This is a genomic window from Rheinheimera marina (genome assembly GCF_042654345.1).
In the GTDB taxonomy this organism is placed as follows: domain Bacteria; phylum Pseudomonadota; class Gammaproteobacteria; order Enterobacterales; family Alteromonadaceae; genus Pararheinheimera; species Pararheinheimera marina.
In genome coordinates, this window is record NZ_JBHSGB010000001.1 from 173,290 (window position 1) to 188,049 (window position 14,760).

At 54.4% G+C, this 14,760-nt stretch carries 12 protein-coding genes; 2 read left to right on the plus strand and 10 right to left on the minus strand.

What is annotated here, in order from left to right; genetic code table 11:
• Window positions 1-12 precede the first annotated feature (12 nt).
• Window positions 13-1,500 carry a thioredoxin-like domain-containing protein gene (locus tag ACFO3I_RS00820; protein WP_377330935.1) on the minus strand — a complete coding sequence of 496 codons (1,488 nt, stop codon included), beginning with the start codon at window positions 1,498-1,500 and terminating at the stop codon, window positions 13-15.
• A 311-nt stretch (window positions 1,501-1,811) separates the two neighbouring features.
• Here ACFO3I_RS00820 and ACFO3I_RS00825 point away from each other — a divergent pair, with 311 nt between their 5' ends.
• Together ACFO3I_RS00825 and ACFO3I_RS00830 are read left to right on the plus strand one after the other, a co-directional pair.
• On the plus strand, window positions 1,812-3,158 hold the full coding sequence (locus ACFO3I_RS00825; RefSeq protein ID WP_377330937.1) for a sodium-dependent transporter: 1,347 nt from the start codon (window positions 1,812-1,814) through the stop codon (window positions 3,156-3,158).
• Between the two features lie 183 nt (window positions 3,159-3,341).
• Window positions 3,342-4,280, plus strand: a complete 939-nt coding sequence (locus ACFO3I_RS00830; protein WP_377330939.1) for a lysylphosphatidylglycerol synthase transmembrane domain-containing protein — start codon at window positions 3,342-3,344, stop codon at window positions 4,278-4,280.
• A gap of 8 nt (window positions 4,281-4,288) precedes the next feature.
• Here ACFO3I_RS00830 and ACFO3I_RS00835 read toward each other — a convergent pair whose 3' ends face one another.
• The 9 genes from ACFO3I_RS00835 to ACFO3I_RS00875 form a co-directional block, all read right to left on the minus strand.
• Entirely contained in the window at window positions 4,289-4,681 is a 393-nt protein-coding gene (locus tag ACFO3I_RS00835; protein WP_377330941.1) for a hypothetical protein, read from the minus strand.
• A gap of 91 nt (window positions 4,682-4,772) precedes the next feature.
• Entirely contained in the window at window positions 4,773-5,543 is a 771-nt protein-coding gene (cysQ, locus tag ACFO3I_RS00840; RefSeq protein ID WP_377330943.1) for a 3'(2'),5'-bisphosphate nucleotidase CysQ, read from the minus strand.
• Complete coding sequence (gene cysC / locus ACFO3I_RS00845; RefSeq protein WP_377330945.1) at window positions 5,543-6,136, minus strand: adenylyl-sulfate kinase; 594 nt, start codon at window positions 6,134-6,136, stop codon at window positions 5,543-5,545. Before cysC ends, cysQ begins: the two co-directional genes overlap by 1 nt.
• 9 nt (window positions 6,137-6,145) lie before the next feature.
• Entirely contained in the window at window positions 6,146-7,885 is a 1,740-nt protein-coding gene (locus ACFO3I_RS00850) for an SLC13 family permease (RefSeq protein ID WP_377330947.1), read from the minus strand.
• Window positions 7,885-9,297 carry a sulfate adenylyltransferase subunit CysN gene (gene cysN / locus ACFO3I_RS00855; RefSeq protein WP_377330949.1) on the minus strand — a complete coding sequence of 471 codons (1,413 nt, stop codon included), beginning with the start codon at window positions 9,295-9,297 and terminating at the stop codon, window positions 7,885-7,887. Before cysN ends, ACFO3I_RS00850 begins: the two co-directional genes overlap by 1 nt.
• Window positions 9,297-10,211: a sulfate adenylyltransferase subunit CysD gene (gene cysD, locus ACFO3I_RS00860; protein WP_377330951.1), complete on the minus strand. Its 915-nt coding sequence runs from the start codon at window positions 10,209-10,211 to the stop codon at window positions 9,297-9,299. Before cysD ends, cysN begins: the two co-directional genes overlap by 1 nt.
• Before the next feature lie 13 nt (window positions 10,212-10,224).
• Entirely contained in the window at window positions 10,225-11,643 is a 1,419-nt protein-coding gene (gene cysG, locus ACFO3I_RS00865; protein ID WP_377330953.1) for a siroheme synthase CysG, read from the minus strand.
• A gap of 169 nt (window positions 11,644-11,812) precedes the next feature.
• A complete protein-coding gene (locus ACFO3I_RS00870; protein ID WP_377330955.1) occupies window positions 11,813-13,615 on the minus strand; it encodes a M61 family metallopeptidase in 1,803 nt (600 codons plus the stop codon).
• Between the two features lie 34 nt (window positions 13,616-13,649).
• A complete protein-coding gene (locus ACFO3I_RS00875; protein WP_377330957.1) occupies window positions 13,650-14,723 on the minus strand; it encodes a nitrate- and nitrite sensing domain-containing protein in 1,074 nt (357 codons plus the stop codon).
• Between the last annotated feature and the right edge of the window lie 37 nt (window positions 14,724-14,760).

Sequence of the window (14,760 nt, forward strand, 5' to 3'; positions counted from 1 at the left end):
ACTCCAGCCTTGTCATGGCACCGCGATACTCAGCACCTTTTGTTCACCTGTTTCTGGTTTGTAGGTCAGCAGCCTGTTGTTATTGGTGTCGGCGATATAAATCAGCCCTTGCCAGACCGCTACCGAACCCGGCTCGTTAAGAGATGGACTGAGGTTGATGCTGCTGACCTGCTTCTTATCCAGATGCAGCAAGCGCAGCCTGTGGTTGTAGGTGTCAGCCACCACCAGGGTGTTTTTATCCAGCACCGCCACATCTTTGTTGTGTTGCAGCAAAGCCCGGCGGAAGGAACCGTCTTTCAGGCCAAACTCAAACAGACCCTGACCGACCAAAGTGCTGACCTGATTGGATTTCAGGTCGATTTGCCGCACCGCACTGGCTTCGGCGTCGGCCACCCATAATTTGCCTCCTGCCAACGCCAGACCACTTGGCTGGTTAAACGCTGCGTCATCCCGACGGCCATCCAGCAAAGCTTCCTGTCCGGTACCGGCATAGGCTTCCAGCCGGTTACGCACTAAATCCAGGGTCCAGATTTGATGACTGCCCGCCATCGCAATATACAAAGTGCGGCCATCCAACGCGACATCCCAGGGTGAACGCAGCGCCATGCCGCGCGGGTCGTCACTGCTGTTGGAACGATCGCCCAGTTCACCGGTGCCCGCCAGGGTGCTGACCTCAAAGGTTTTCAGGTCAATTTTACGAATGACATGGTTGCCGGTATCGGCCAGATAAAGTGCATCGTCGGCCAGCGCTATGCCTTGGGGCGAATGAAAGGCGGCGCTGTCGGCATGGCCGTCTTTCAGCTCAGCCACGCCACTGCCAATACGTTTAATCAGCTTGCCCTGAGGGTCCAGCAGCACCAGTTGATGATGCAAGGTATCGCTGATGGCGATAAAACGGCCATCTACCGCGACAGCACCTGGCGCTGCTAACGGAGTATTCAAAGGGTCGAGTAGTTTCAGCGGCAATGGCGCTGTGTTCAGCTCGCCTTTGTATTCGGCCAGCAGTTGCGCCACCGCGTCGTCCAGTAGCTGATAACGGCCTTCGCCAGAGGTCTGGCCGACGTACTTGCCGTCCGGTGCAATCAGCACAAAAGTGGGCCAGGCCCGCACCGCGTAATGACGCCACAACACAAAGTCCACGTCATTGACGACCGCATGCTGAATGCCATAACGGCGCACAATGGAACTTAAGGTGCTGAACTGCTTTTCATTGTCGAACTTGGGCGAATGCACCGAAATCACTGCCAGCTTGTCACCGTATTTTTGTTCCAGCTTGTGCAGGTCCGGGATCACATGCAGGCAGTTCACGCAGCCGTAGGTCCAGAAATCCAGCAACACCACCTTGCCGCGCAGCTGCTGCATGGTCAGTGGCTGACTGACATTGAGCCAGGGCAAGCTGGTTGGAAAGTCAACGCTATTGGTACGGGCTGCCACTTTTTGCAGCCCAAAAGCTAAACTACCGATCATAATCACGATCCAAACCATTAGTTTTAAACGCATTTGACGCTCCTGCCTCAGACCTGCTTCTTTACTATAGACAGCGAAGATGAAAGATTTCTTTCGTAGTTTGGACAGAAGGCTCGCTGCCAGATGCCTGTTTTAACCAGATAATCCGTCCTGACCACGGATTTTTGGTTGCATTTGGTTGCATAATTACTCTATCTTGCTGCTGCACCAAGGTGTATACCCATAGTACTTAAAACAGCCGCTTGGTTGGCTTTGGGTGTATAGACTTTCAAGTTGTCGGCAGAACTGTGCGCATCCGGGCTGGCAGCACTGACCAAAACTACAATTAGAACGATGAGATCAGCATGACTAACTCTGTATCACGCGGCAGCTGGGGTTCGCGTATAGGTTTTATTCTGGCCGCAGCCGGCTCTGCCGTCGGCTTAGGCGCCATCTGGAAATTCCCTTATATTGCAGGTGCAAACGGCGGTGGTGTGTTCCTGCTGGTGTATCTGGCCTGTGTGTTTTCTGTTGGTGTGGTGATGTTGCTGGCCGAAATGATGATTGGCCGCAGCGCCAAAAAATCAGCCACTTCAGCCTACCGGGCTTTGGGTAAAGGCTACTGGCATGTGGCCGGCTGGCTGTCGGTACTCGGGGTATTTTTATTGCTCGGCTTCTACTGTGTGGTGGGCGGCTGGACCATTGCTTATATAGTGCAGGCGGTTCAGGGCAATATTCTGACCACGGATGCCACTGAACTGAACAACATTTTCACCAGTTTTATTGCCGACCCAACCTCGTCGCTGATTTTTACCGCGATGTTCCTCGGCATTACTGCGCTGGTGGTGATCGCCGGTGTGCAGTCTGGGATTGAACGTATTTGTAAAATTCTGATGCCAGCGCTTTTTGTGCTGATGCTGGTGATGGTGGTACGCAGCCTGACCTTACCAGGCGCGCTGGAAGGCGTGATCTACTTTATTACACCGGACTGGAGCAAACTAAGCATTAAAATGGTGCTGGACGCCTTAGGCCTGGCGGTGTTCAGCCTGTCGGTCGGGGCTGGTCTGATGGTGGCATACGGTTCCTACCTGAGCCCTGAAACCAAGGTGGTCAGTGCAGGTTTATGGATTGCCGGTTTAGCCACCCTGGCGTCTGTGTTGGCCGGTCTGATGATTCTGCCTGCCGTATTTGCCTTTGATGTAGACCCGGGCGCTGGCCCAGGCCTGACCTTTATCACCATGCCGGCGCTGTTTGCCCAGATGGCCGGTGGCCAGGTGCTGGCCCTGGTGTTCTTCTGTCTGCTGCTGTTTGCGGCCGTCACCTCGTCTATCTCTATTCTGGAACCCGTCGTAGCCTTCCTGATCGATGAATATGGCTTTGACCGCAAAGTGGCGACCATCAGTGTGGCCGTAGTGAACTACCTGTTATTAGGCATTCCGGCCGCCCTGTCCTTTGGCGGTGGTATGGAAAGCTACACCATCTTTGGCAAAACGCCTTTTGATGTGATGGACTTTATGGCCTCCAACGTGCTGATGCCGCTGGGTGGTATGTTTGCCGCACTCTTTGTCGGCTGGCGCATTTGGCCACAGATTAAAACCATTCTGGCCGGCGAAGTTTCTGACCTGTTGCAGAAAATTTACTGGCTGGTGGCTGCTGTAGTGTCTCCGGTGCTGATTGCGATCGTCGCCATTATGATGATCAGAGCCAGCTAAGTTGACCCAGACCAAAATAGCGTAGGAATTAAGCAGCCAGAGCCAGCTCTGGCTGTTTTACTTGCCAAAAGCCAGCCACAATGCTGAGATAACGGCAAAATGCTCGATAAGAGACCAGCAACAGCTGGATAAACACAGCAAAGCCGACCGCTGCAGCGGACCTGCTTTGGCAAGGGATAGACAATGACGAAAAAAGACTACTTCTGGCCAGTGATAGGTCTGGTCGCGGTAGCATTCTCCGTTCATTTACTGATAGACCAGCTACGGGACATCTCTTTTGATGATGTGCTCAACAGTCTTGACGCCATCAGCCTGCACGGCTGGCTGATGTCGGCACTGGCGACTGTGGCTGCGTATGTAGCTCTGGCTGGTTATGACCGGCTGGCGCTGGCGCATCTGCGTAAAAGAGTGTCCTGGCGTTTTATCTCAGTGGCGTCGTTCGTCGCTTACGCGATAGGCCATAACCTCGGTGCTTCGGTGTTTTCCGGCGCTGTGGTGCGTTACCGGGCTTACCGTTCGCAAGGCCTGACGCCTGCGGAAGTCGGCATACTGGTGGCCTTTTGTTCCTTTACCTTTGTCCTTGGCACTATCTCTTTAGGTGGCCTGGCGCTGCTGATTGAACCCAGTCTGCCGGCCCATTTCCATAAAGATATTCCACAGTGGCTGGCGCAGTTATTGGGTGCCGCCATGTTGTTTATTGTGGGGCTGTACCTGTACGGCAGCTTTATGAAACGCCGCTCCATTGATTTATGGAAAATTAATCTGGAATACCCACGTTTCTCACTGATCTGCCGTCAATTAGTGGTTGCACCGCTGGAGCTGCTGGCCGCAGCCGCCATTATTTATTACGCCCTGCCGGAACAAAGTAACCCAGGTTACTTTATGGTACTGGGGATTTTCCTGGCGTCTTTTTCTGCCGCGTTGTTGTCGCACGCCCCAGGTGGTTTAGGGGTGCTGGAAGTGATGTTTCTGCTGGCCTTGCCAGAAGTAGACCCGGCCGACGTGATTGCGGCGTTGCTGGTGTTCCGGATGTTTTATCTGATTATCCCGTTCGCCATTTCACTGATTTTTGTGATTTGGTTTGAACATGACCAACTGCTGAAAAAGTTTAAAAGCAAATAGGACGCGTCTTACACCACATCGTCCGGTTCAGCTTTAATGCGTTTCACCCGGTCCGCCCGCGGCTGGAACGAGCTGGGTAGCACTTCAATGCCAATTTTACGGCCGAGTTTAATCAGGATAGGAATAGTGATAGGGGCAAAAGGTAATACGGCGAATACGCCAAGCCCGGTAGCACGTAACACGTCCACCAGTTGATGGTTAGCAAACCGCAGTTCGGCTTCTGTGGCTTTGCCCTGCAAAGAACGCTGGTAAATCACCAGCATACGACGGGTTTCATCGGTTTCCTGCGCCAGGGCGGTTCTGAGCCGGATCATGCTAAAACGAAACCGCACCAGCGTTTTACGCCGCTGTATTCGCAGAACCCGGATCGGCGCTTTATGCAGCCGCGTTAACACATTCATAACCACCTCGGTAACATCAGCCTCTATTATCGGCCGGAACAGGCGGACAGAACAGCGTTATTTTGTCAGCTCAACTTATGTAGCAGTGCGCTCAAAGCGCACTGACCAAAAAGTTCGGGTTTTTCAGATTTTCCCGGTGATAAGCCGGGTTTTCAATGCCGCTGTAGGTCACTTCGGCGCCGGCTACTTTGGCAATCACATGACCAGCCCCAGTGTCCCATAACATGGTTGGGCCCAGCCGCGGGTACAAGTGGGCCGTGCCTTCAGCCACCAGACAGAACTTCAACGAGCTGCCGACGGCAATCAGTTCATGCAGTGGAAAGCGGCTTAAATAAGCGTCAATTTCAGCCGACTGATGGCTACGGCTACCGACCACCTTCACCACTTCACCGGCCGATGGCGTGACCGCCGTACGAATGCTTTCGGTCAGCCCATGTTGACTGCGGCTGGCGCCTAAGCCTTCAGCTGCAGTGTAGGTTTTATCCAGCACAGGGGCATGAATGACGCCAAGCACAGGTTCGCCTTGTTGCACCAAAGCGATGTTCACAGTGAACTCACCATTGCGCTTAATAAACTCTTTGGTGCCGTCCAGCGGGTCCACCAGCCAGTATTCTTGCCAGTGCTGGCGCTCAGACCAGGGGATATCGGCCGCTTCTTCAGACAATACCGGCACTTGCGGCGTCAGCGCCTGCAACTGAGCCAGGATCAGCTGATGTGCCGCTAAATCGGCTTCCGTCAGCGGCGAATCATCGTCCTTCTGCTCGACCTGAAAATCGCGCTGGTAGACCTGCAAAATCGCCTGGCCTGCCGCCTCTGCGATCTGTTTCACCTGATCGACTAATTCCTTGGTTAACGCCAGCATTAACGGATCACTCCCTGTTGTTGCAGCAGCGTTATCAGCGCGGCCACACTTTGTTCAATTGACAGCGCGGCGGTGTCCAGCACCAGATCCGGCTGCTGTGGTGGCTCGTAAGGGTCCGAGATGCCAGTAAAATGGCTGATCTCGCCCTGCCGTGCTTTTTTATACAAACCTTTGACGTCACGTTGCTCACAGACATCCAGTGAGGTCGCCACGTAAATTTCCAGAAACTTGCCTTCTGGCAGGCTCTGACGGATTTTATCGCGCTGCGCACGATAAGGCGAAATAAAGGCGCTCAGCACCACAAGGCCAGCGTCCAGCATTAAACCCGCCACTGCCCCAACCCGCCGCAGGTTTTCAGTACGGTCCGCTTCAGAGAAGCCTAAATCGGCACATAAGCCATGGCGCACATTGTCACCATCGAGCAGATAGCTGTGAATACCACGGCGCACCAGCTCTTGTTCCAAAGCATTAGCGATAGTGGATTTGCCGGCACCGCTTAAGCCAGTAAACCAGAGTACCCTGGCCTGATGACCGTTTTGTTGCTCCCGATCCGTACGACTCACCTGATAGTTTTGCCAGACCACATTCGACATCACAACTCCTTAGAGACTCTGAAACGGGAAAAACAACGGAATTAAGCTCAGCACTGCCACTGAATAGGCCAGCGCCATTGGCAGCCCGACTTTGACATATTGGCTAAGCCGGTAATTGCCGACGGTAAACACCAGCAGGTTAGTCTGGTAACCCCAAGGCGAAATAAAGCTGGCACTGGCACCAAACAGCACCGCCATAATAAAAGGCATAGGGTCAATGCCAAAGGCTTTCGCCAGGCTGATGGCCAGCGGGCAGGCCAAAGCGGCGGCCGCGTTATTCGACATCAGTTCGGTCAGCAGCAAGGTAAAAAAGTACAGCGCAATCAAGGCCCAGATTAAATGGTAGCCCGAAAACAGATTCAGCAAGCCCTGCCCCAGCAGCGCCGACACGCCGGTATTTTCCATCGCCTGTGACAACACCAGAGCGCCACCGACAATCAGCACTATATCAATAGGGAAACGGCGGCGGATCTCCTGCACTGTGACAATACGGGTGGCCAGCAAGCCGACCAGAAACAACACCAGACCTTTAAGCAACGGCAGCACACCTGTCATCGACAAAGCGACCACGGCGACAAAAGCGCTGAGCACACCCCAGCTGCGACCACGGGACAGTCGGGTGGAGGAATCCACGCCATTGACCAACAAAAACTCTTTGCCAAGCCGGCTGTTTTGTAAAAAGCTGCGGCCCGGTACCAGCAATAAAGTGTCGCCAGCCTGCAATTCGACTGTGCCTAAACCACCCTGTAAGCGCTGCTGATCGCGTTTAATCGCCACCACCACCGCATCAAACTCTTCGCGAAACCTGCTGTCTTTTAGCGACACGCCCACTAAGGCAGATGAAGGGCTGACCACCGCCTCAACCAAGGCCTGGCCATTCATACTGTGATGACCATACAAGGTCAGCCCCTGGATTTCCTGCAGTAACGCCACCGACTCCATATCGCCGGCAAAAAGCAAGGTGTCACCGGCCTGCAGCCGTTCGTCCGGCCCGACAGGCGCCACATTGCCCTCTGGCCGCACTATTTCTGCCAGGAACAACTTCCGTAAATGCCGCAGTCCGGCCTCACTGACCGATTTACCAATCAGGCAGGAGTCCTGAGCCAGCCGGGCTTCGAGGAAATAAGGTAAGTCGGCTTCATCCACAGGTTTTTCGGTCACTGGCAGTTTGTCGGCAATCAGCCAAATCATCAGCATACCGGCCAGCACCACGCCAACCGCCACCCCTGTCGTGGTAAAAAACTGCAACAAGGGCAAGCCGGCTTTGTCGAGGAAGCTGTTGACCACCAGGTTGGTGGAGGTGCCAATCAGGGTTAAGGTGCCGCCAAAAGTAGCGGCAAAGGCCATCGGCAGCATCAGTTTGCTGGGGGCAAACTTCTGGCTGCGTTTAATGGCGCCAATCAGGCTGGCCACTACGGCGGTATTGGCGGTAAAAGACGATAACAAGGCAGTGGAAAACCACAAGCGGCCCAGCACAGCACGGAAGCTGCCTTTGGTTAGCTGCTGGCCAACCCAGCTGATCAGCCGGGTTTTCTCCAGCGCGACTGACACCAGCAGCAACAACACCAGAGTCAGCAGTGATGAATCGGTGAAGCTGGCCGCAAATTGCTGCACATTCAGCAAATCGGTCAGATAAGCCAGAATAGCGACGGCGCCGAACACCCAGGCGGCAGAGAGCCGGGTTAAGGTCAGCAGGCCAATCAGGCCGGCCAGCATCGCAAAGACAGCGTACTGCTCCAGCGTCATCATCAACCTAACTTACTCAAATCCAGCGCCTGCCAGTGCGGGAAGTGTTTACGAATAAGCGCATTCAGTTCCAGCTCAAACTCAGAGAACTGGCTGTTACTACCGGTACTGGCCAAGGCCGAATCGACCAGACCTGCACCGACGGTAATATTGCTCAGCCGGTCGATAAAGATAAAACCGCCGGTATCCCGGTTTTGACTGTAGGGGTCAAACACCACAGCTTCGGTCAGCTCTATTTCCACCAGCGCGATGCTGTTCAGTTCCAGTTTGTCGACGGCCTGCTCGGTCAGGGTATTGACGTCAATGCTATGGGCAATGGCGGTGACCCGGCCACTGACTTTTTTGCTGGCCAGCTTAATATTGTAACTCTTACCAATGGTTAGCGGCTCTTCATGCATCCAGACCACTTTGGCCAGAATACGGTTGGACAACTGGGCATGGTGCTGTTTTGGCACTATTACGTCGCCACGGCTGATATCAATTTCATCAGTCAGCGTCAGGGTCACCGCCTGACCGGCAATGGCCTGCGCCAATTCACCATCAAAGGTGACAATGCTTTTAATGCGAGAGCTTTTGCCCGACGGCAGTGCAGTCACTTCGTCACCCACACTGAATTTGCCCGCACTTAAGGTGCCGGCAAAACCACGGAAATCCAGATTAGGCCGGCTGACATACTGCACAGGGAAGCGGGCTTCTGCTGCGACATTGGCGCCGGTGACCGGCGCTTGTTCCAGCAGGCTCAGCAGCGGTTCGCCCTGATACCAGGGGCTTTGTGCCGAGCGGTGCACCACGTTGTCGCCGTTCAGCGCCGACAGTGGCACAAACTGAATATCCGGTACATTCAGCTGACCGGCAAAGGCCAGGTAGTCTTCACGGATTTGCTCAAAACGGGCCTGGTCAAAACCCAGCAGGTCCATTTTATTGACCGCCACAATAAACTGCTTAATGCCCAGCAGCGCACAAATAAAGCTGTGGCGACGGGTTTGGGTTTGCACTCCGTAACGGGCGTCAACCAGAATAATGGCTAAGTCGCAGGTGGAGGCACCGGTGGCCATATTGCGGGTGTACTGCTCATGGCCCGGCGTGTCGGCAATAATAAATTTGCGCTTGTCGGTGGAGAAATAGCGGTACGCCACGTCAATGGTGATGCCCTGCTCCCGTTCCGCTTGCAAGCCGTCGACCAGCAAGGCCAGGTCAACCGCTTCACCTGTGGTGCCATGGGTTTTGCTGTCTTTGTGCAATGCCGCCAGCTGGTCTTCATAAATTTGCTGGCTGTCGTGCAACAGGCGGCCTATCAGGGTGCTTTTGCCGTCGTCCACTGAGCCGCAGGTAAGGAACTTCAACAGCGATTTATGCTGCTGGTCCTGCAAATACTGCTCAATGCCAATTTGCGCCAGTTCTTGTGCTACCGACATCAGAAATACCCCTCACGCTTTTTCTTTTCCATCGAGCCACTGGAATCGTGGTCAATCACCCGGCCTTGCCGCTCACTGGAGGTCGACAACAGCATCTCTTCAATAATTTCCGGCAAGGTGCTGGCGGTGCTTTCAATGGCGCCAGTCAGCGGGTAACAGCCCAGCGTACGGAAACGCACCAGCTTCTGCTGCACCTGCTCGCCGTCTTTCAGCTTCATCCGGTCATCGTCCAGCATAATCAGCGTGCCATCACGCTCGACCACCGGACGTTCAGCGGCAAAATACAGCGGCACTATGTCGATGTTTTCCTGGTAGATGTATTGCCAGATATCCAGTTCAGTCCAGTTCGACAGCGGGAACACCCGGATGCTTTCGCCCTTATTGATCTGACCATTGTAGGTATGCCACAGCTCAGGCCGCTGGTTTTTCGGGTCCCAGCGGTGGTGTTGGTCGCGGAAGGAATAAACCCGCTCTTTCGCCCTGGATTTCTCTTCATCCCGGCGCGCGCCACCAAAAGCCGCATCAAACTTGTAGTGATCCAGCGCCTGCTTCAGGCCCTGGGTTTTCATCACGTCGGTGTGCTTGGAGCTGCCGTAGGTAAAGGGATTCATATCCATCGCTATACCTTCCGGGTTGATATGCACCAGCAGGTCAAAACCATACTTCTTCGCTGCTTCATCACGAAACTTATACATTTCGCGGAATTTCCAGCGGGTGTCCACGTGCAATAACGGGAATGGAATTTTGCCCGGATAAAAGGCTTTGCGTGCCAGATGCAGCAACACCGAAGAATCTTTGCCGATGGAATACAACATCACCGGGTTTTCAAACTCGGCGGCGACTTCGCGGAAGATCTGCATACTTTCAGCTTCCAGTTGTTGTAAATGCGTGAGGGACTGCCCAGGCTGTGCCATCCGTTCTGCTCCGTTATAGTTGATTCAAAAGCGCTTGTGACGCCGCCTGACTGGTGGACTTACCAAACCAGGCCAGTTGAGATTGCAAGGCAACGACTTCGCCAACAATCAGCAAAGCCGGCGACTGCACCTGCTGCTGCTCAATCAGTGCAGCCAGTTCAGCCAGTTGCCCGGTGAACACCCGCTGTTCAGGCCGGGTGCCGTTTTCAATAATGGCGACCGGGGTTTGCGCTGCCCGGCCAGCCTGCAGCAGTTGCTGCTGAATATGTTCTGCTTTCATCAGCCCCATATAAATGGCCAGCGTCTGATTGGGTTTCGCCAGGCTGCTCCAGTCCGGTTCAGTGCCATCTTTGCGGCAATGGCCGGTGACAAACTGCACGGTCTGGGCGTAGTCCCTGTGCGTCAAGGCAATACCGGCGTAAGCAGCACAGCCGGCTGCGGCGGTAATACCAGGCACCACCTGAAACGCGATGCCATGCGGCAACAACACTTCTATCTCTTCGGCGCCCCGGCCAAAAATAAAGGGATCGCCGCCTTTCAGCCTGCAGACCTTTTTACCGGAAAGCGCTAATGAAACCAATAAGTTATTGGTATCTTCTTGTGCCACCGAATGGGCGCCGGCTTTTTTACCCACGCAAATGAGCTCAGCGTCACGCCGCACCAACTGCAGAATGGGTTCAGACACCAGGTAGTCATAGACCACCACATCGGCCTGCTGCATGCATTGCAACGCTTTCAGCGTTAATAATTCCGGGTCGCCAGGGCCTGCCCCCACCAACCAAACTTCACCTTGTTCTGGTTGTTCGTTAGTCAGCAGCTGCTCCAGTTGCTGCTGCGCTTGATCCAAGCGTCCGGCCTGAACTTCACGCACCACACTGGAATTAAACACTTTTTCCCAGAACTGACGGCGGGCCGCGAAGCCGTCCAGCTTTTGTTTCACCGCGGCACGGAAATTGCCGACCAGCTGGGTTAATGGTCCCAGATGCTGAGGTAACAGGGTTTCCAGTTTTTCGCGGATGCGCCTGGCCAACACAGGCGCAGCACCACCGCTGGACACCGCCACCAGCAAGGGGCTGCGGTCAATAATGGCAGGGAAGATAAAACTGCAGTTGGGCTGGTCGTCGACCGTATTGACCAGCATCTGACGGGCTTCAGCCGCCTGAAACACGGCGTGATTAACAGCGTCATCGTCGGTCGCTGCCACCACTAAAAAATGACCGTCCAGCTGAGCAGGATGAAATTCGGCATGCAGCAGTTGTACTTTGCCTTGCTGTTGCCAGGCAACAAAATCGCTGTGGAAGTCGGTCGCCACCACCGTCAGGCGGGCACCGGCAGACAGCAGCGTGTTGGCTTTGCGCAATGCCACATGACCAGCGCCCACCAGTAACACCGGGCGCTGCTGCAATTGGGCAAAAATAGGCAAGTACTGCATCCAGACTCCACAAAAACAACCAGCCGGGTTTGGGCCCTTGTCCTCAACCCGGCACTTTTAGCATTGCTGTGGATATTAGACGTCTAAACGTCTTTTTTACAAGATTGCTGCGAGCTTTCTTATAACCAAATGGAATGAATGCTTTCAGCCTTCCTAAAAGGTGATTGTATTAAATCTGCTTTGCCGCTAACCAGGCGTCGCGTTTTTTCCGCTGCGCTTTGCTGGCTTTCGGATCTTCCGTCAGTACCAGTTGCGGGTCGGTCTGTACTTTCAGTGTCAGCTGCAATGGCTGGTCAAAGCGGCGCAGGGTCAGCGTCAGCTCGTCTCCGACTTTCGCCGCAGCTAAAGCGGTGTTCAGGTCGTCTTTACTGGCAAGCCGTACATCCCCCAGCTGCAGCAATAAATCGCCGTCTGTCACACCGGCCAGCGCCCAGGCGGAGCCATGCAGCGCCACACCACGCACCAGTAAGGCATCGCCAAAAGGCTCCAGTGTCAGTGGCCCCAGCCAGGCTTTATCCTGATGTTCAGGTTTGAGCTGTAAGCCAAGTTGAGCAAACAAAGCCGGGTAATCTGGCAGTGCCGGCCCTTCAATGCTGTCCTGGAAGAAACGACGGGCAAAGGCCCGGTCGCCGCTGACCTCTGCCAGCGCCTGTTCAATATCGGCCAGTTGGTACGGCTTTTCTGCACGGCCAAATTGTTGCCACATCCGTTTCATCAGGGCGTCCAGGTCCGTCTGGTACTGAGTACGCAGCGTCAGGTCCAGCCCCAGCGCCACCACTTCACCATAGGTGTAATAAGACAAAAAGGTATTGGCGTAATTGGTCGGGTCTATCGACACGCCGGCATCAACAAACACCGCCTGCTGACTCATCGCCGCCGGACCATACCAGCGCCGGCCCGGTGCCTGTAATGCGCTATTCAGCGGCCCCTGCACTTTCTCCAGGTATTTTTCCAGGCTGAAATGGCCACTGCGTTTAAGCAGCAATTTGCCGTAATAGTTGGTAAAACCTTCGGCAAACCATAAAGCGTTACTCATGTTGGTCTGTGTAAAGTCAAAGGGTTGCAGATTCTGCGGCCGCAACCGCTCCACATTCCAGGCGTGGAAGAACTCGTGCGAAATGGTCTCTATCTGGCTCAGTTCTGCCTGTGCCAGGGATTTGCTGCTGGTCACCACAGTGGAATTGCGGTGTTCCATGCCATCGCCGTTAATGCCACTTTGATAATCGGCAATAAAGGTGTAACGCTGGCCGGCAAAATCCGGCAGCTCACCAAATACCGCCTGCTGTTGCTGCACCACGGCTTTGGTTTTTTCCAGCAGGGCCTTGGCGAGATGGTCCGGGCCCTGATGATGCAAGGCCAGTTCGATGCGGTAGTTTTTGCCATTGGAGTTTTGCTCAAAACTGAGCAACTGATGCTCACTCAGCTCCAGAGGGCTGTCCATAAAGTAGTCCAGATTTGCCGCCTGCAAGCCGCCATCGGGTTGTAGTGCCAACTGACTGGCTGCCGACCAGCGCTCTGGTAATTGCTTCAGTTGCACTGTCAGTGGCTGCTGCGCCAAGGCCGGCGCATACAAGAAACTGGCAGGCATATTCAGGTGAACATGGCGACTGTCGATCTGGCTGTACGTACCATCAGCTCTGTTGCCAAACAACAGATAACTCACCTTCACCACCCCTTGATGCCCCTGCACCTGCCAGCTGGACGGCGTCAGCCTGGTGATCGGCAGTTCCCGCCCCTGCCCGTCTGTGGCTTTGAGCGCGTAAATGTTTTTGGCAAAGTCGTGGCGAGCGTAGCGGCCTGGCGACGCGGAAGCCATGCGCAATTCCAGCGGTTCACGGTCTGGCAATTGGTATTCGGCATCGACAGCCAGCTGATGCTGCTCCCGGGCGGATAAATCTAAGGAATACTTGGTTTGAGCGACCGCTGTTGGACTGAGCAACAACAGAGCCCAGGCCCCCACTGCAACTTTCATAGTTTCATTTTCCTTTATCGGCAAAATAAAGCGGTCAGGACCTTTGGACAACCGCACTCTGAGCGAACGACGTCGCCTGTTCTTGTTGTAACTTATAAAATGGGTTCCACCGCTCTGGCTCAGGTGTTGCCATGGCGATGCCATGCAGCCCGGGCATCGAGGGGTCAAATAACAAACTACTGACAGGGCTCTCCGGCTCTTGCTGTACCGCGGGCTGTTGTAAACTGGTCAGTTTGCCCTCTGCTTCGGCAAGCGCCTGCTGCAGCTCGGTGCTGATCTCAGTAAGGATCAGCAAAATAATCTGCTGCATCCTGTCTATGCGCTCTGTGGTCAGTTGATACCAGACATCTGCAATGGCTGGCACCATGCAATCGGCGCCATTAAATTGCCTGAGCATCCGACGTAAATGTGCTAAATCCTCTGAGACCTGTGAATTGCCCTGACTGGTCCATGCATTGACCAGAGCCGGGGGGGCAATTTGCAGAAAACGTTCAGCTGCCTGCTGCTGCTCCTCATCCAGATCCATAATGTACCGGGACAATTCCTGGCTGAAACAACCTTGCGAGAAGCCAACATTGCCCCAAGCCCGCTCCTGGCCTGCCAGCTCTTTCATCCTGCTTAATTCCAGCAGACACTGCAGCATCAGCTGCAGGCTGGCGTCCGAAATCCGCTCCGCTAACAACTCAACCACCAGATGCCAGGCATGGATCAACCGGCTAAATGCCTGTGCTGACTGCTGAGTGCCAATAGCCTGGCTACTAATTTGCTGACGCAGCATAGTCAGGTCTTGCTGAGCCAATAACGCCATCGAGGTCCGGTGGCACACTGCGCTGTCAAAGCAGCCCGACTCCGGCAATAACGCCTTTAGCTTTAGCTGCAAAGCGTTCAGGCTTTGATCGACCAGAGTACACTGCAAATTACGCTCAACCCTGAACAGCTCAGATCCTGACGCCAGAAAACCGTTGCTCAGCCCCCGCTCACGTTGCAATTGATGCACCAGAGCGCAAATGGCCGAAATCAACTCCAGATAAAAGGAGAAACGCTGCCGTTGATGCAGCTCAGCCTGTTTGGCTGCCAGCAGAAATTGGAAAGCATGTACTGGTGTCATTGCATCCTGCCTTTCAACTCAAGAACTGTGCTGCCAC

Coding starts and splice junctions, on each gene's coding strand:
- cysC (WP_377330945.1), bottom strand. CDS start 6,136: ATGTCGAATGTGGTCTGGCAAAACTATCAGGTGAGTCGTACGGATCGG.
- ACFO3I_RS00835 (WP_377330941.1), bottom strand. CDS start 4,681: ATGAATGTGTTAACGCGGCTGCATAAAGCGCCGATCCGGGTTCTGCGA.
- cysD (WP_377330951.1), bottom strand. CDS start 10,211: ATGGCACAGCCTGGGCAGTCCCTCACGCATTTACAACAACTGGAAGCT.
- ACFO3I_RS00825 (WP_377330937.1), top strand. CDS start 1,812: ATGACTAACTCTGTATCACGCGGCAGCTGGGGTTCGCGTATAGGTTTT.
- cysG (WP_377330953.1), bottom strand. CDS start 11,643: ATGCAGTACTTGCCTATTTTTGCCCAATTGCAGCAGCGCCCGGTGTTA.
- ACFO3I_RS00820 (WP_377330935.1), bottom strand. CDS start 1,500: ATGCGTTTAAAACTAATGGTTTGGATCGTGATTATGATCGGTAGTTTA.
- cysQ (WP_377330943.1), bottom strand. CDS start 5,543: ATGCTGGCGTTAACCAAGGAATTAGTCGATCAGGTGAAACAGATCGCA.
- cysN (WP_377330949.1), bottom strand. CDS start 9,297: ATGTCGGTAGCACAAGAACTGGCGCAAATTGGCATTGAGCAGTATTTG.
- ACFO3I_RS00850 (WP_377330947.1), bottom strand. CDS start 7,885: ATGATGACGCTGGAGCAGTACGCTGTCTTTGCGATGCTGGCCGGCCTG.
- ACFO3I_RS00830 (WP_377330939.1), top strand. CDS start 3,342: ATGACGAAAAAAGACTACTTCTGGCCAGTGATAGGTCTGGTCGCGGTA.
- ACFO3I_RS00875 (WP_377330957.1), bottom strand. CDS start 14,723: ATGACACCAGTACATGCTTTCCAATTTCTGCTGGCAGCCAAACAGGCT.
- ACFO3I_RS00870 (WP_377330955.1), bottom strand. CDS start 13,615: ATGAAAGTTGCAGTGGGGGCCTGGGCTCTGTTGTTGCTCAGTCCAACA.